The sequence below is a fragment of the Caulobacter sp. GSs2 genome (assembly GCF_058680895.1).
In genome coordinates this window covers 1,211,895-1,227,345 of the sequence record NZ_CM178725.1, presented here as the reverse complement: position 1 = coordinate 1,227,345, position 15,451 = coordinate 1,211,895, and the positions used below count along the sequence as shown (strand labels likewise).

Annotated in this window: 13 protein-coding genes and 1 pseudogene; 12 read left to right on the top strand and 2 right to left on the bottom strand. The window is 70.6% G+C overall.

Features of this window, described 5'->3' with window-relative positions:
* Positions 1–22: 22 nt before the first annotated feature.
* Positions 23–481 carry a DUF805 domain-containing protein gene (locus ACW17Z_RS06015; RefSeq protein WP_492057987.1) on the bottom strand — a complete coding sequence of 153 codons (459 nt, stop codon included), beginning with the start codon at positions 479–481 and terminating at the stop codon, positions 23–25.
* Between the two features lie 348 nt (positions 482–829).
* On the opposite strand from ACW17Z_RS06015, the gene ACW17Z_RS06010 reads away from it, so the two are divergent.
* Together ACW17Z_RS06010 and ACW17Z_RS06005 are read left to right on the top strand one after the other, a co-directional pair.
* Positions 830–1,462 (top strand): phage distal tail protein, Rcc01695 family, encoded by a 633-nt coding sequence (locus tag ACW17Z_RS06010; RefSeq protein WP_492057986.1) that lies wholly within the window; start codon positions 830–832, stop codon positions 1,460–1,462.
* Positions 1,462–2,106 (top strand): phage/gene transfer agent baseplate hub protein, encoded by a 645-nt coding sequence (locus tag ACW17Z_RS06005; protein WP_492057985.1) that lies wholly within the window; start codon positions 1,462–1,464, stop codon positions 2,104–2,106. The genes ACW17Z_RS06010 and ACW17Z_RS06005 overlap by 1 nt, the downstream gene beginning before the upstream one ends.
* Positions 2,107–2,157: 51 nt before the next feature.
* Here the strand turns inward: ACW17Z_RS06005 and ACW17Z_RS06000 are convergent.
* Positions 2,158–2,241 (bottom strand): annotated as a pseudogene (locus ACW17Z_RS06000) (hypothetical protein); the annotation flags it as partial.
* Between the two features lie 2 nt (positions 2,242–2,243).
* On the opposite strand from ACW17Z_RS06000, the gene ACW17Z_RS05995 reads away from it, so the two are divergent.
* The 10 genes from ACW17Z_RS05995 (at position 2,244) to ACW17Z_RS05950 (ending at position 15,445) form a co-directional block, all read left to right on the top strand.
* Complete coding sequence (locus ACW17Z_RS05995; protein WP_492058494.1) at positions 2,244–2,717, top strand: NlpC/P60 family protein; 474 nt, start codon at positions 2,244–2,246, stop codon at positions 2,715–2,717.
* Between the two features lie 137 nt (positions 2,718–2,854).
* Positions 2,855–6,655 (top strand): baseplate multidomain protein megatron, encoded by a 3,801-nt coding sequence (locus ACW17Z_RS05990; RefSeq protein WP_492057984.1) that lies wholly within the window; start codon positions 2,855–2,857, stop codon positions 6,653–6,655.
* A gap of 83 nt (positions 6,656–6,738) precedes the next feature.
* Entirely contained in the window at positions 6,739–7,689 is a 951-nt protein-coding gene (locus tag ACW17Z_RS05985) for a DnaJ C-terminal domain-containing protein (protein ID WP_492057983.1), read from the top strand.
* A 179-nt stretch (positions 7,690–7,868) separates the two neighbouring features.
* Positions 7,869–8,186, top strand: a complete 318-nt coding sequence (locus ACW17Z_RS05980) for a PepSY domain-containing protein (protein WP_419252137.1) — start codon at positions 7,869–7,871, stop codon at positions 8,184–8,186.
* A 13-nt stretch (positions 8,187–8,199) separates the two neighbouring features.
* A complete protein-coding gene (locus ACW17Z_RS05975; RefSeq protein ID WP_419252136.1) occupies positions 8,200–8,877 on the top strand; it encodes a response regulator transcription factor in 678 nt (225 codons plus the stop codon).
* Positions 8,878–8,893: 16 nt separating this feature from the next.
* A complete protein-coding gene (locus ACW17Z_RS05970) occupies positions 8,894–10,291 on the top strand; it encodes a sensor histidine kinase (protein WP_492058493.1) in 1,398 nt (465 codons plus the stop codon).
* Between the two features lie 187 nt (positions 10,292–10,478).
* Entirely contained in the window at positions 10,479–11,810 is a 1,332-nt protein-coding gene (locus ACW17Z_RS05965) for a hypothetical protein (protein ID WP_492057982.1), read from the top strand.
* A 61-nt stretch (positions 11,811–11,871) separates the two neighbouring features.
* Complete coding sequence (gene ccmI, locus ACW17Z_RS05960; RefSeq protein ID WP_492057981.1) at positions 11,872–12,978, top strand: c-type cytochrome biogenesis protein CcmI; 1,107 nt, start codon at positions 11,872–11,874, stop codon at positions 12,976–12,978.
* Positions 12,975–13,466, top strand: coding sequence for a cytochrome c maturation protein CcmE (gene ccmE, locus ACW17Z_RS05955; protein WP_492057980.1), 492 nt, complete (start codon positions 12,975–12,977; stop codon positions 13,464–13,466). Before ccmI ends, ccmE begins: the two co-directional genes overlap by 4 nt.
* Complete coding sequence (locus tag ACW17Z_RS05950) at positions 13,463–15,445, top strand: heme lyase CcmF/NrfE family subunit (RefSeq protein WP_492057979.1); 1,983 nt, start codon at positions 13,463–13,465, stop codon at positions 15,443–15,445. The genes ccmE and ACW17Z_RS05950 overlap by 4 nt, the downstream gene beginning before the upstream one ends.
* Positions 15,446–15,451: the final 6 nt, after the last annotated feature.

The window sequence follows — 15,451 nt, the reverse complement described above, 5'->3', positions numbered from 1 at the left end:
AGCAGCCAGGAGGGGGCGAGTATTAGATCGTCACCGCCGTCGTCGGCGCCGGGCCGTACTTGTTGTCGCCGGCCTGGCCGGTGCTGAAGCCGACCCACAGGGTGAAGGCCAGCCACACCGCGAAGGCGACGAACAGCGAGATGAAGAAGCCGCCCAGGGCGGCGATCGCCGCCAGGTCGGGCTCGCCGTTGCCGATGGCCGCCAGGGCCGCCGAGACGCCGATCGAGATGGCCGAACCGAACACCAGGACCGGGCCGAACACCCAGGGCAGGACCTGCCACCAGCCGGTCTGACCCATGTCGTGCAGGCGCTTGGTGTGGATACAGATCGAGCACCAGATCGAGGCCAGCGACAGCGCCCAACCGAAGAACGGCACCCAGCCGGCCACGACGTTCGCGCCCAGCAGGCACAGCCAGCCGATCCAGAACGCCTGACGGCCGATACGGCCTTCAGCCGAGAAAAACAGGTTCTTCCAGTCCATGACGGTCTCCAGTTCTTGTCCCCATACGTAAGGCCGGGGGGGCCGCGCAAGAAGTGAAAAGCGGGTCATGACGCAGACTTAATCGGGGGCTGCTTCCTCCGCGCCTTCGGCGCTCTTCTCCTGCAGGGCGGGGCAACCGCCTGGGAACAGCCCTCTACAAAGGCTGTCATCCCGGACAAGTCCGGCGATAGCCGGGCGCAGATCCGGGACCGCCGGAAGCGCAGAGCTCAGGCGTCGGTCCCGGATCTTCGCGCTGCGCGCTCGTCCGGAATGACAGTCGCCTTAGGCCTTGAGCCCCGTCCGCGGCGCTTGCCCCACCCATCCACATCCCAAACCACAGGAGCCGCCATGAGCGCCTTCCACGATATCCGCCTGCCCGCGCGGCTGGCGTTCGGCTGCACGGGCGGCGTCGAGCGGCGCACCGAGGTGGTGACCCTGGCCTCGGGCCACGAGCGCCGCTCCAGTCCTTGGGCCCAGGGTCGCCGCCGCTATCTGATCGCCACCGCCGCCCGGCCGCTGGACGAGGCGGCCCAGCTGGTCGCCTTCTTCGAGGCCCGGCGCGGGCGGCTGTATGGGTTCCGTTTTCGCGACCCGACTGACTTCAAGTCGTGCGTCCCGTCGGCCCAGCCGGCGGCGACCGACCAGGCCATCGGAACCGGGGACGGCGCGCGCAAGACCTTCCAGCTGGTCAAGGCCTATGGCGGCGCGCCCGAGGTCGCGACGCGCACGATCGCCAAACCGGCGGCCGGCACGGTGAAGGTCGCGGTCGCCGGCGTCGCCCTGGCCCCGGCCGCCTTCGCGGTCGACCTGGCCACAGGTCTCGTGACCCTGGTTGCCCCGCCCGCTGCCGGCGCGGCCGTGCGGGCGGGTTTCGAGTTCGACACGCCGGTGCGTTTCGACATCGACCGGCTGGACCTGCAGATGGAGGGCTTCGCCGCCGCGCGGATCACCGCCTGTCCGCTGGTCGAGGTGCGGGCCTGATGCGCGCGGTTCCCGCCGAACTGGCCGCGCGCCTGGAAGCGGGCGCGGCCAGCCTGTGTCACGCCTGGGTCCTGACTCGCGGCGACGCCGTGGTGCTGGGCTTCACCGATCACGACCGCGATCTGCTGGTCGAGGGCGTGACCTGTCGCGCCGCCACCGGCTGGACCGCCGGCGCCCACGAGACCGCCGCCGGCTTCGCGCCGGGCCTCTCGGCCGCGCTGGGCGCTCTGGAGGATGGGGCGGTCACGGCGCCGGATATCGAGGCGGGGCTCTATGACGGCGCGTCGGTGGCCTGCCTGCGCGTGGACTGGAGCCGCCCCGACCTGTTCGTGCGCCTGTGGACCGCGCGCATCGCCAGACTCCGCCGCCAGGGCGAGGCCTTCACCGCCGAGCTGGAAGGCCCGCTGGCCGCCCTCGACCGGGTGGCGGGCCGTACCTTCGGCCGGCTGTGCGACGCGGTGTTCGGCGACGCGCGCTGCGGGGTGTCGGCCGCGCCGGGCGTCAGCTGCGACAAGCGCTGGCGGACCTGCGTCGACAGCTTCGCCAACGGCGTCAATTTCCGGGGCTTTCCGGCCATGCCGGGCGAAGACTTCCTGACGCTCTATCCGTCCGAGGGCGAGCGGCATGACGGGGGGAAGAGGTGACTGTTTCATCCCCCAAATTTCCTTGTCATCCCGGAAGCCTCGCAGAGGCTATCCGGGACCCAGGGGCAACCGCACTGCCTTGGCCCCTGGGTCCCGGCTCTCCGCTTCGCTGCGGCCGGGATGACAAGTTTGTTGAGATCGAGGACCTTGTCCTCACCCTCGCCCGCCAGTGGCTGGGCACGCCCTACCGCCATCAGGCCAGCCTGCGCGGCGTCGGCTGCGACTGCCTGGGCCTGGTCCGGGGTGTCTGGCGCGCCCTGCATGGCGCTGAGCCTGAAAGCCCGCCGCCCTACCGGCCTGACTGGGCCGAGCTGGGCGAGCGCGAGATCCTGCTGGAGGCGCTGGGCCGCTGGCTGGTCCCGCTGCCCCCCGCCGACGCCCGCCCCGGCGACGTGCTGGTCTTCCGCATGGAGCCTGGCGCGATAGCCAAGCACTGCGCGATCCTGTCGGCTGAAGACCGCATGATCCACGCCTACTGGGGCCGCGCCTGCGTCGAAAGCTGGCTGGGGCGGTGGTGGAGAGAGCGGCTGGTGGCGGTGTTTCGGTTTCCGGAGCCACCGCCAAAAATCCCGCTCTCCCCGGCGAAGGCCGGGGCCCAGATCGAACCCTGAGCGATTGAGATTTTGGCTCCGGTCGAAGGCGCGTCATCCCCAGCCGTTCTGGATGAATCTGGGTCCCGGCGTTGGCTTCGCCGCCCTTCGGGTCGCCGGGAAGAGCGGATGAAATGAAGATTAAAGGAGCCCCCTAGATGGCCCAGGTGATCCTCTCCTCCGTCGGCGCGGCCCTGGGTGGCCCGGTCGGCGGTTTCGTTGGCGCGATGCTGGGCCGGGCGGCCGACAATGCGGTGCTCGGCGCCCTGTCGCCGGCCCGCCAGCTGGGACCGCGTATCCCCGAACTGCGCGTCACCGGCGCCGCCGAGGGCGCGGCGATCCCGTGCGCGTTCGGGCGCGGCCGGGTGGGCGGCCACATCCTCTGGGCCGCGCGCTTCCGCGAGAAGCGGATCGAGGGCCGGGTCGGCGGGAGCAAGGGCCAGAAGACCACCAGCTATGCCTACAGCCTGTCGTTCGCCGTGGCGGTGGGCGAGGGGCCCATCGACGGGATCGGCCGGGTCTGGGCCGACGGCAAGGTGATGGACATGGCCGGCGTCACGATGCGCCTGCACCGCGGAACCGAGGACCAGGCGCCCGACCCGCTGATCGAGGCGATCGAGGGCGCGGCCCCGGCCTATCGGGGGCTGGCCTATGTGGTGTTCGAGGACCTGCCGCTGGAGGCGTTCGGAAACCGTGCGCCGCAGCTGTCGTTCGAGGTGTTCCGTCGGCCCGGTGCGCCGACGGGGCTGGAGGCGCGGCTGAAGGGGGTGTGCCTGATCCCCGGGGCGGGGGAGTTTGTCTACGCCACCGATGCCGTCCTGCGCCGTGACGGCATCACCCGCACCACGGCCGAGAACGTCAACAACGCCGAGGGACGGCCAGATCTGGCCGTGTCGCTGGACCAGCTGCAGGCCCAGCTGCCGCAGGTGGATCATGTGACCCTGGTGGTGTCGTGGTTCGGGACTGACCTGCGCTGCGGCTCGTGCCAGATCAGGCCGGGCGTCGATCAGGCGTTCAAGGCGACCATCCCTTACGACTGGCGCGTGGGCGGCGTGGATCGCGGCGACGCCCACGTCATCTCGATCCACGACGGCGGCCCGGCCTATGGCGGCACCCCGTCGGACCGCTCGGTGCTGCAGGCCATCGCTGAGCTCAAGCGGCGCGGGCTGAAGGTGACGCTCTATCCGTTCGTGCTGATGGACGTGCCGGAGGGATCAAGCCTGCCCGATCCCTATGGCGGCGCGGGGCAGGGCGCCTATCCGTGGCGCGGGCGGATCACCTGCCATCCCGCGCCGGGGCAGGCGGGCTCACCCGATGGCGGGGCGACGGCGGCGTCGCAGGTCGCGGCCTTCTTTGGCGGGGCGACGCCGGCACAGGTGGGCGAGAGCGACGGCCTGCCCAGCTTCTCGGGCAGCGGCTGGGGCTTCCGGCGGATGATCCTGCACTATGCGCGGCTGGCTCAGCTGGCCGGCGGCGTGGACGGCTTCCTGATCGGCTCGGAGCTGCGCGGTCTGACCACGGTGCGCGGGGCGGGCGGGAGCTATCCGGCGGTGAGTGCCCTAAGGACGCTCGCGGCCGATGTGCGCGGCATGGTCGGGGCAGGGACCAAGATCGGCTACGCCGCCGACTGGAGCGAGTATTTCGGCCATCAGCCGGGCGGCGGCCACGCGGTGTTCCATCTCGATCCGCTTTGGGCCGACCCGGCCATCGATTTCGTGGGCGTCGACTTCTATCCGCCGGTCACCGACTGGCGGAACGGCGAGGATCATCTGGATGCGGCGGCCGGCTTCGAGGGACCGCACGACCCCGCCTATCTGCGCGCCCGCCTGACCGGCGGCGAGGGCTTTGACTGGTACTATGCCAGCCAGACCGACCGCGACGCCCAGGTCCGCACGGCCATCACCGACGGGGCCCATGGCGAGGCGTGGGTGTTCCGGCCCAAGGATCTGAAGAGCTGGTGGTCCAACCCCCATCACGACCGCCCCGCCGGGGTGCGCGCGGCGACGCCCACGGCCTGGGTTCCGCGTTCCAAGCCGCTCCGCCTGACCGAGTTTGGCTGTCCCGCCGTCGACAAGGGCGCCAATTCACCCAACCTGTTCGTCGATCCCAAGAGCGCCGAGAGCCACCTGCCGCCCTATTCGACCGGCGCGCGCGACGAATTTGGCCAAAGGCGCATGCTGGAGGCGGTGCTGGACTGGATCGCCGACCCGGCCGCCAATCCGCTCTCGCCCAGCTATGGCGGGCCGATGATCGAGGCGGCCAGCGCTTGGTGCTGGGACGCCCGGCCATTCCCCGATTTTCCGGCCCGCGCCAAGGTCTGGAGCGATGGCCCCAACTGGCCGCTGGGCCACTGGCTGAACGGCCGCGCCGGCGTGGCGCCGCTGGCCGAGCTGGTCGCGGCCCTGGGTGTGCGGGCTGATGTCACGCTCGATCCGGGCGAGGCCAGTGGGGCGGTGGTCGGCTATGTGGTCGATCGGCCCATGCGGCTGCGCGACGCCCTGGCGCCCCTGACCGCCGCCTTTGGCCTTGACGCCGTTGAGCGGGGCGGGGCTGCGCGGCTGATCGCGCACACCGGCCTGGCCAATGCCGCCCTCGACGAGGCCGATCTGGCCTGGCCCGAGGATCGCCCCGCCGCCGCGACCGCCAGCCGGACCCTGGTCGATCCGACCCAGGCCCTGCGCCTGCGCTTCATCGACGCCGGCCGCGACTATCAGACCGGCGCCCTGATCGTCCGCCGCGAGGACGGCCAGGGGACGGCCGACGCCGACGCGCCGATCGTCATGGCGCCGGCCGAGGCGGAACTGGCGGGGCGTCGGATGCTGAACGGCTCGGCGTCGGCGCGGCGCGAGACTGTCGTGCACCTTTCGCCCCTGGCCGCCCTGCGGCTGGAAGCCGGCGACCGGGTGACCTTCGCCGGCGAGACCTGGCGCGTGGCGCGGGTGGATCTGGACGAACACCCGCGCGCGACGCTGGCGCCGGTTCCTGCTGGCTCCGAACTGGATGGTCGCATCGACTGGACCCCGGCCCCGCCCCGCGAGCCCGTCGGGCCGCCGGCGCTGTGGATGCTCGACCTGCCGGCCAGCAGCGACGACGCCCGGCCGTGGGTCGCCGCCGCCGCCGAGCCGTGGCGACCGTTCGACATCCACGCCGGCGGTGTTCTGGACACCCTGAAGGTCCGCGCCCGCATCTCTGCGCCCGCCACCCTGGGCGAGACCATGACCGACCTGCCGCCCGCCTCGCCGCATCGGCTGGACCGCGCCAGCCGCCTGACCGTGCGACTGGAGGGCGCGACCCCGGCCAGTCGCACGCTGGCCGCTGTGCTGGCGGGCGACAACGCCCTGGCGGTGCTGGCGCCGTCGGGCGCGTGGGAGGTGATCGGTTTCACCACGGCGCAGATCGTCGCCGAAGATGTCTGGACCCTGTCGGGCCTGCTGCGCGGCCAGCGCGATGGCGCCGCGAGTGAGTTGACCATCCCGGCCGGCGCGCCGGTGGTTCTGCTGGACGAGGCGGTGGTCCGGCTGGAGGTCGCGCCGTTCGAACGTGGGGCGCCGTTGATCGTGCGCGCGGCGCCGGCCGGCGGTCCGCCTTCTGGGCCGGCGATGAGCCAGGTCGGCCTGACCTGGCGCGGCCGGGCCCTGCGTCCGCTGGCCCCGGCGCATCTGCGTGTGCGGGTCTCGGGCGGCGACCGCCTGGTCAGCTGGATCCGTCGCGACCGGCTGGGGGGCGATGTCTGGGAGGGCGAGGTCCCGCTCAGCGAAGCCGTCGAGGCCTGGCGCCTGCGGGTGCTGAACGGCGCGATCGTGGTCCGCGAGGCGGAACTGACCACGCCGGTCTTCATCCACACCGCCGCCATGAGGGTCGCCGATCTGGCCGCAGGATCGGCCGGCGAGCTGACCGTCGAGGTGGTTCAGGGCTCGGCCAGCCTCGGCTGGGGCGCGCCCACGACAAGGTTGCTGTGATAATAATGCAACATTGCGCTTGTGCGCCGCCGCGAAAGGCCTAAGTGAGGGCGGACTGATCCAATCACACTCGAGGACCTTCCTTGGCGCGCGACCCCTATCAGGAACTTGGCGTTTCCCGCACCGCGACGACGGACGAGATCCGCAAGGCGTTCCGCAAGCTCGCCAAGCAGTTTCACCCCGACGCCAATCCCGGCAACAAGGCTGCCGAGGACCGCTTCAAGCAGATCAGCGCCGCCTTCGATATTGTAGGCGACGCGGTCAAGAAGAAGAAGTTCGACGCCGGCGAGATCGATGCCGACGGTCGCGAGATCGCGCGTGGCTTCGGCGGCGCGGGCGGCAGTCCGTTTGGAGCCGGCGGCTTCAATCGCGGCGGCTTCCAGTCGCGCGGCGGTGGCGGCGGTGATGGTCCCGAGATCGACCTCGGCGATCTGTTCGGCGACATCCTGGGGCGCGGCGCGCGCAGCGGCTCGGCCGGCGGGTTCGGCGGCGCGGGCGGCGGCGGTTTCGCGCCACGGGGCGCCGATGTTCGGGCCCGTCTGGACATCGACCTGGAAGAGGCCATTCGCGGCGGCAAGAAGCGCGTCGCCTTCTCGGACGGCCGCACCATCGACGTCACCATCCCGCCCGGAGCCCAGGAGGGCCAGACCCTGCGCCTGAAGGGCCAGGGCAGTCCGGGTCGCGCCGGCCCCGGCGACGCCCTGATCGAACTGGCGATCAAGCCCCACGCCATCTATCGCCGCGAGGGCGAGACCCTGGTCATGGACCTGCCGATCTCGGTGCCCGACGCGGTGCTGGGCGGCAAGATCGAGGCGCCCACCCCCGACGGCGCCGTCATGCTGGCCGTGCCCAAAGGCTCCAACAGCGGCGCGACCCTGCGCCTGAAGGGCCGGGGCCTGGTCGACGCCAAGGGCAAGCGCGGCGACTTGCTGGCTCGCCTGGTGGTGACCCTGCCCGACGAGCCCGACAGCGACCTGGAAAAGTTCGCCCAGGCCTGGCGGGAGCAGAAGCCGTATTCGCCCAAGCGGAAATAGGCCAACGCCCACGGCGGGAAGCGCTTGAACAGCAGATCATGGCGCTGAACGAAGCCGTCCGGGGCAAGGCCGGGCTCGATTTGCCCTACGGCCTGGTCCATCCGTGACAGAACGCCACACGCCCTGCATAAGCTGTCTGTTCAGTCTCCATTCAGCCACCGTCCCTTACATCTGAGCGCATGAAACCGATCCGCGCCCTTCTCGTCGTCGCCGCGCTCGCCGCCACCCTTCCGGGTTCGGCGTCGGCGCAGCGCCGCCCGGACTCGCTGGGAGCCGACTGGCGCGCCCAGTCGGACCAGGCGCGGGGCGGCGTGCAGTCGGGCCGGCTGGTGCCGCTGTCGCGGGTGATCGAGCAGATCAGTCGCCGCACGCCGGGCCGGGTGCTGGACGCCGGGCTTGAGGGGCGCAACTATCGGGTCCGGTGGGCCACCACTGACGGCCGCCGCATCGACTTCATCGTCGACGCCGAGACCGGCCAGATCCTCAGCGCCAACTAAAGGTTCTGCTTCCATGCGTATCCTGCTCGTCGAGGACGATCCCGACCTGTCGCGCCAGCTGAAGCTGGCCCTCGGCGACGCCGGCTATGCCGTCGACCACGCCGGCGACGGCGAGGAAGCCCAGTTCCTGGGCGAGACCGAGCCCTATGACGCAGTGATCCTCGACCTTGGCCTGCCCAAGGTGGACGGGGTGTCGGTGCTGGAGCGCTGGCGGCGGGGCAATGTCGCCACGCCGGTGCTGATCCTGACCGCCCGCGCCGCCTGGAGCGACAAGGTCGCCGGCTTCGACGCCGGGGCCGACGACTATCTGGCCAAGCCGTTCCACACCGAAGAGCTGCTGGCCCGCCTGCGCGCCCTGCTGCGCCGCTCGGCCGGCCATGCCGCGCCCAGCCTGTCTTGTGGCGCCCTGCGTCTGGACCCGCGCGCCGCCCGGGCCAGCGTCAATGGCGAGCCCCTGCGTCTGACCTCGCTGGAATACCGCCTGCTGCACTACATGATCATGCACCAGGGCCGGGTGATCGGCCGCACCGAGCTGGTCGAGCACCTGTACGACCAGGACTTCGACCGCGACTCCAACACCATCGAGGTGTTCATCGGCCGACTGCGCAAGAAGCTGGGCAGCGACCGCATCGAGACGGTGCGCGGCCTGGGCTATCGCCTGACCGCCCTGGAGGGCGAGGCGACCGAGTGACGATCCGGGCGGAGGCCTGGGCGTGATCGATCTGCGCCGACCTTCGCTGGTTCGTCGGCTGGTGCTGCTGGCTGTCGTCTGGAACGCGGTGGTGCTGATCGTGGCGGGCGTGTTCCTGACCGCCCAGTTCCGTGACGCCGCCATCCGTCGCTTCGACCAGTCCCTGGCCGTGCTGACCGACGATCTCTATGCGTTGTCGAAGGTGGAGGACGGATTGGTCAAGGCTCCCGTCCTGACCGACATTCGCGCCACGCGGGCCTATTCGGGCCGCTATTGGACGATCTTCGCCAAGACCAGGGCCGGCTCGCTGAAAGTCATCGAACGCTCCCGCTCCCTTTGGGACAGCGATCTGATGGTGGCTTCGCAGCAGATCGACCTGCTGGACGCCGCTCCGGGCCGGACGCTGTATTTTGACATGCGCGGCCCCCAGGACAAACCGCTGCGGGCCGCGGCCATCCAGGCCCGCCTGCCGGGCTATGCCGATCCGGTGGTGTTCATCGCCGCCGAGGACCGCTCGCCGATCGACGCCGACGCCGACCATTTTGGCCGCATCACCGCCCTGGCCCTGCTGCTGCTGGGCGGGGGTCTGATCCTGGCGGTGGTGGTGCAGGTGAGGGTGGGTCTGGCCCCGCTGTTCCAGCTGCGCCGCGAGGTCGCCTCGGTGCGACGCGGCCGGGCCGAGCGCCTGACCCGCACCTATCCCGAAGAGCTGGAGCCGCTGGCCGTCGAACTGAACGCCCTGCTGGCCCACAACCAGGAAGTGGTCGAGCGCCAGCGCACCCATGTCGGCAACCTGGCCCACGCCCTGAAGACCCCGCTGTCGGTGATGATCACCGAAGCCAGCCAGCAGCCTGGCAGCCTGGCCGAGGTGGTCAGCCGCCAGGCTGATGTGATGCGCGATCAGGTCGACCACCATCTGCGCCGGGCCCGCGCCGCCGCCCGCTCCCAGACCAGCGGCGAGCGCACGCCGGTCGAACCGATCCTGGACGAGCTGGCGGTGACCCTTGAGCGGATCTTCCAGGACAAGTCAGAGGGGCAGGGCGTCGAGATCGACTGGCGCTGTCCGGAAGACCTGTGCTTCCAGGGCGAGAAGCAGGACCTGATGGAGCTGGCCGGCAACGTCATGGAAAACGCCGGCAAGTGGTGCAAGGCCCGTATCCGCGTGGTCGCCGCGCCCACCAGCCCTGAACGCTGGAGCCTGGTGGTCGAGGACGACGGCCCCGGCCTGCCGCCGGAACGCTGGGTCGATGCGCTCAAGCGCGGGCAACGCATGGACGAGCAAACGCCGGGCTCGGGCCTGGGTCTTTCCATCGTCGACGAACTGGCCAGGGCCTATGGCGGGTCTGTAACGCTGGGGGAGTCGTCCATGGGCGGTTTGCGCGTCAGCCTGGATCTTCCCAGGTCGGAAGCCTAGCGACAAGCTGTCGCAGCGGTTGTGTTTAACGGCCCTCTATCGGCATCGCTAAACCTCTGGCGCCTTTGATCTTTCCTCGATCTGGGGATGTGTGGAAAACGCTGACTTTTTTGAGGGGTTTGGGAAAGTCTTAACCTCGTTGCCAACATGGTTGACGCTGTCGGTCTTTTCGATCCGGCGGGGGATCATGGCCGCAATCGCTGCGCATAAATTGCAGATCGTCCGGATGTTGGTGGAAACCGCGCCGGACTCTGCCCTGCGCAGCCTGGAACTGGCCCTGGCCAGCGTCGGCGCCGTGGGTGGGCTGGCCCAGGTGCGCGGGCTGGTCGAGGACGAGACCACCGACCGATTCGTTCGCAACAACATCCTGGCTCCCATCGTGCCGATGTGCGCGATGCGCGGCCCCGGCCAGATCAGCTTTCCGCCGCGCGTCCTGCCGTTCCTCTGGAAGGCGCTGAAGACCATCGCGCCGCGGCGCGTCGAAGAGGCTGCGGCCAAGTGCAATCCGTGGGATCTGGAACAGGGCGCGCCAGAAGTCTTTGATGAGTTGTGCGCCCTTGCCGCGCGCGGCCTGCGCGACGCCGAACAGGATGCGTTCGACGCGACCCGCAGTCTTGGCGTGACCGACGAACTGATCAACTGCCTGGAAATTGGCCACATCGTTCGGGCCGCCCTGCCCAAGCTGTCTGAATGGGTCAGCCGGATGAGCGACGAGCGCGCCGCCGCCGCGCGTCTGGCCTATCGCGACGCCTGCGTCGTCCGCGAGGATTCCGGCGCCCGGATGTTTGACATGCTGGCCGCCCATCTGCCCGACGACTGGCGGATCCTGCGGGTGATCTCGGCGGTCATGGACCGGCCCAATGACCGCTATCTGGCCGCATCGGAAGTCAGCTCTTTTGGCGAGCGCGTGCTGGCCGAGATCGACACATCGATCAACCTGATCCGCGACTTCGATCTCGCCAAGGGCGAGAAGCTGGCCCGCGAGGCCGCCATGGCCGCCCAGCAGGTCGCACTGCAGATCACCGAGTTCGAGCAGTCGGTGAACATCGCCAAGGACGGTCCGTGGGGCCGCAGGCTGAGCAAGTACAAGCAGCAGATCGCCCAGGCCGTCGAGCTGCGGATGAGCACGGCCGACAAGGAACTGAGCGAGGCCCTGCCCACCAAGCCGATCTCGATCCTGGGCAAGAAGGGCGGCAAGGGCGTGGCCAAGCTGACCTCGCCGCCGGACGAGGCGCTGGTGGGTCGCGCCACGGCCATCCTGGTCTTCATCGAACACCTGCGGCCCTGCGCGGCCCAGAGCGGCTATGGCGCGACGCGCACCCAGGCCCTGGAAAAGCTCAACAAGCGTCTCGATCAGTATATCGAGGACGTGCTCTACGCGGCGCGCACCGGCGAGGGCGGCGATCCTGTCGTGGCCCAGCAATATCTTGATGTCGCCGCCGCGTTTATCGCCCACACCCGCGACGACAAGACCGCCGAAATCGTCCGTCGCCGGGCCGCCGCCGCGATCGCGGCCTGATCGGTCCCTTAAGCGCTTTTTTCGCTAACGGCGGCGCGCATTCCCGGCTAACAGGCGAGGTATGATCGCTTTCTGGATCTCGGCGGCCGCGCTGTCGGCTGCGGCCGGCGCCTTGATGCTGCGCAGCGCTGCGCGCGCGGGCGCCGCCGAAGGCGTCTCGGCCGACCTGGACGCCCACAAACGCCAGCTTGGCGAGATTGATCGGCTGGCCGAAGGCGGCCTGCTGGACGCCGCCGAGCGCAAGGCCGCACGGGCTGAGGCCGGCCGTCGCCTGCTGGCCGCCGCCGACACCGCCGAGACCTGGACTCCCGACGGGCGCGGATCGCGCCGCCTGGCGGTGACCGCCGCCGCTGTCGCGCCGCTGCTGGCCGTGGCGGTCTATGTGTTCATCGGTTCGCCAGGCTTTTCCGATCAGCCCTACGCCAAGCGGGTTGAGCAGTGGCGCGCCACCGATCCGGCCCTGCTGGATCCGCCGCGCATCGCCGCCGTGCTGGAGACCATCGCCGCCCAGCGCCCCAACGACGCCGAACCGCTCAAGCACCTGGCCCTGGCCCGCAGCGCCTCGGGCGATCTGGCCGGCGCCGAGCAGGCCCTGCGCCGCGCCGTGCGCCTGGCTCCCGGCCGCGCCGACCTGTGGACCGGGCTGGGCGAGACCTTCGTGGCCGAGGCGAACGGGGACGTCGGCCCCGACGCCAGATTGGCTTTCCGCGAAGCCCTCAAGATCGACCCCAACAGCCTGTCGGCCCGCTACCATCTGGGTCGGGGCCGGATTGGCGACGGTGACGTGGCCGGCGGCCTGGCCGACTGGCGCGCCCTGGCCGCCAGCCTGCCCGCCAATGATCCGCGTCGCGGGGCGATGAACCGCGAGATCGCCCAGGTCGAGGCGGCCGGCGGCATTCCCGCCCCTGAGGCCGCGCCCGAAGACAGCGCCCAGGTCCAGGGCATGATCGCCGGCATGGTCGAGGGCCTGGCCACGCGCCTGAAGACCTCGCCCGACGATCCCGATGGCTGGGTGCGGCTGGTGCGGGCCTATGCGGTGCTGGGCGAAGCCGCCAAGCGCGATGCTGCTCTGGCCTCGGCCAGCCAGCGCTATGCCGACCAGCCCAAGGTCCTGGCCGCCCTGCGTCAGGCGGCTCAGACCCCGCAGCAACCGAAGACCGCTCCATGAGTTTCTGGCCGAAATCCCGCAAGGCGCGCCGTCGCCTGACCATCCTTCTGGCGATCGCTCCGGTGCTCGCCCTGGCCGTGGGCCTGGCGCTGTACGGCATGCGCGACGCCATCTCGCTGTTCTATACGCCTGCCCAGGCCCAGGAGGCCAAGGTGCCGGCCGGCCGCAAGGTGCAGCTGGGCGGCCTGGTTCAGGCCGGCAGCGTGGTCAAGTATCCCGGCGGCGACGTTGAGTTCGTGGTGGCTGACCACAAGGCGACCGCCCTGGTGAAGTTCCACGGCGACCTGCCCGACCTGTTCCGCGAAGGACAGGGGATCGTGGCGCAGGGGACGTTCGACGAGAGCGGCGTCTTCATCGCCAAGCAGGTCCTGGCCAAGCACGACGAGCGCTACATGCCGCGCGAAGTCTCCAAGGCCCTGAAAGAGCAGGGCGAATGGCGCGGCGAGGGCTCCGGCCCGCCGGCCTATGAGGGCAAGACCGCCCCATGACCGTTGAACTGGGCGCCTTCGCCCTCATCCTGGCTCTGATCCTGTCGGTCGCGCAGACCGGCCTGTCGGCGGTCGCCGGCGTCCGGCGCGCGCCGATGCTGGCCGGGGCCGGTCGCGGCGCGGCTGTGGCGGCGTTCGGGGCGACAGGCATCACCTTTGCGTGCCTAGTCCTGGCCTTTGTGACCTCAGACTTTTCGGTCGCCAATGTGGCGGCCAACTCGCACACGGCCAAGCCGCTGCTGTTCAAGGTGGCCGGCGCCTGGGGCAGCCATGAGGGCTCGATGCTGCTGTGGTGCCTGGTCCTGACCGGCTACGGCGCGGCCATGGCCCTGTTCGGCGCCAGCCTGCCGCCCCGCCTGCGGGCCTATGCGGTGGCGGTGCAGGGCGCGCTGGGCGTGATGTTCCTGGCCTATACCGTCTTCGCCTCCAACCCGATGGCGCGGCTGGGCGATGTGCCGATCGAGGGGCGCTCGCTCAATCCGCTGCTGCAGGACTGGGCCCTGGCGGTGCATCCGCCCTTCCTTTACGCGGGCTATGTCGGCTTCTCGGTGGTCTATAGCCTGGCCATGGCGGCCCTGATCGACGGCCGTGTCGATGCGGCCTGGGCCCGCTGGGTGCGGCCCTGGACCCTGGCGGCCTGGAGCCTGCTGACCATCGGCATCACGCTGGGCGCCTTCTGGGCCTATTACGAACTGGGCTGGGGCGGCTGGTGGTTCTGGGATCCGGTCGAGAACGCCAGCTTCATGCCCTGGCTGATCGGCGCGGCCCTGCTGCACTCGGCCATCGTGATGGAAAAGCGCGGCGCCCTGCCGGGCTGGACCGTGTTTCTGGCCCTGTCGGCCTTCACCTTCTCGATGCTGGGCGCCTTCCTGGTGCGCTCGGGCGTGCTGACCAGCGTCCACGCCTTCGCGGTCGACCCGACCCGCGGCGTCCTGCTGCTGATCATGATGGGTGTCGCCGCGGGCGCCGGCTTCCTGCTGTTCGCCCTGCGCGCGCCCGCCCTGAACTCCGGCGGCCTGTTCGCCCCGGTCAGCCGCGAGAGCGCCATCGTGCTCAACAACATCGTGCTGTCGACCGCCACGGCCACCGTGCTGCTGGGCACCCTGTATCCGCTGATCCGTGAGGCCATCGATGGCGAGGCGGTGTCGGTGGGCCCGCCGTTCTTCAACCTGACCTTCACGCCGCTGATGCTGCTGGCCCTGGCCATCCTGCCCGCCGGACCGCTGCTGGCCTGGAAGCGCGGCGACGCCTCGGCGGTGATGCGCCGCCTGTGGGTGGCCCTGGCCGCCGCCGCCCTGCTGGGCCTGGTCACCTACGCCGTCGTCACCCCGCGCAAGGCCCTGGCCAGCGCCGGCGTCGCCATGGGCTTCTGGCTGATCGGCGGGGCGCTGGTCGAGCTGGCCGAGCGGCTGAAAGTCCTGCGCGCGCCGATCGCCGAGGTCTGGCGGCGCGCCATCGGCCTGCCGCGCGGGGCCTGGGGCACGACCCTGGCCCATGCCGGCATGGGCGTCTTTGTGCTGGGCGCCTCATTCGAGACCGCCTGGCGAGTCGAGCAGGCCCAGGCCCTGAGCCTGAACCAGTCGTTCAAGCTGGGCGCCTATACCCTGACCCTGACCGAGGTCGGCACGGTGGAGGGGCCCAACTATCTGGCCGAGCGCGGCCTGGTGCGGATCACCGACGCCGCAGGCCGGGTGGTCTGCAAGGCGCAGCCCGAGCGCCGCTTCTATCCCACCGGCGGTCAGACCACCTCCGAGGTCCATATCTGCCCCAAGGGGCTGGACGATCTCTATATCGTGCTGGGCGAGCGCCGGGCCGGAGAGGGCGGCAAGCCCGCCTGGCTGGTGCGCGCCTACGTCAATCCGTGGGTGCGGCTGATCTTCCTGGGGCCGCTTCTGATGGCCATCGGCGGCGCGGTGTCGCTGTCAGACCGCCGGCTGCGGCTGGGCGTCGGGCGCAAGGCGTCGGAGGCTCGGGCATGAAGAGGC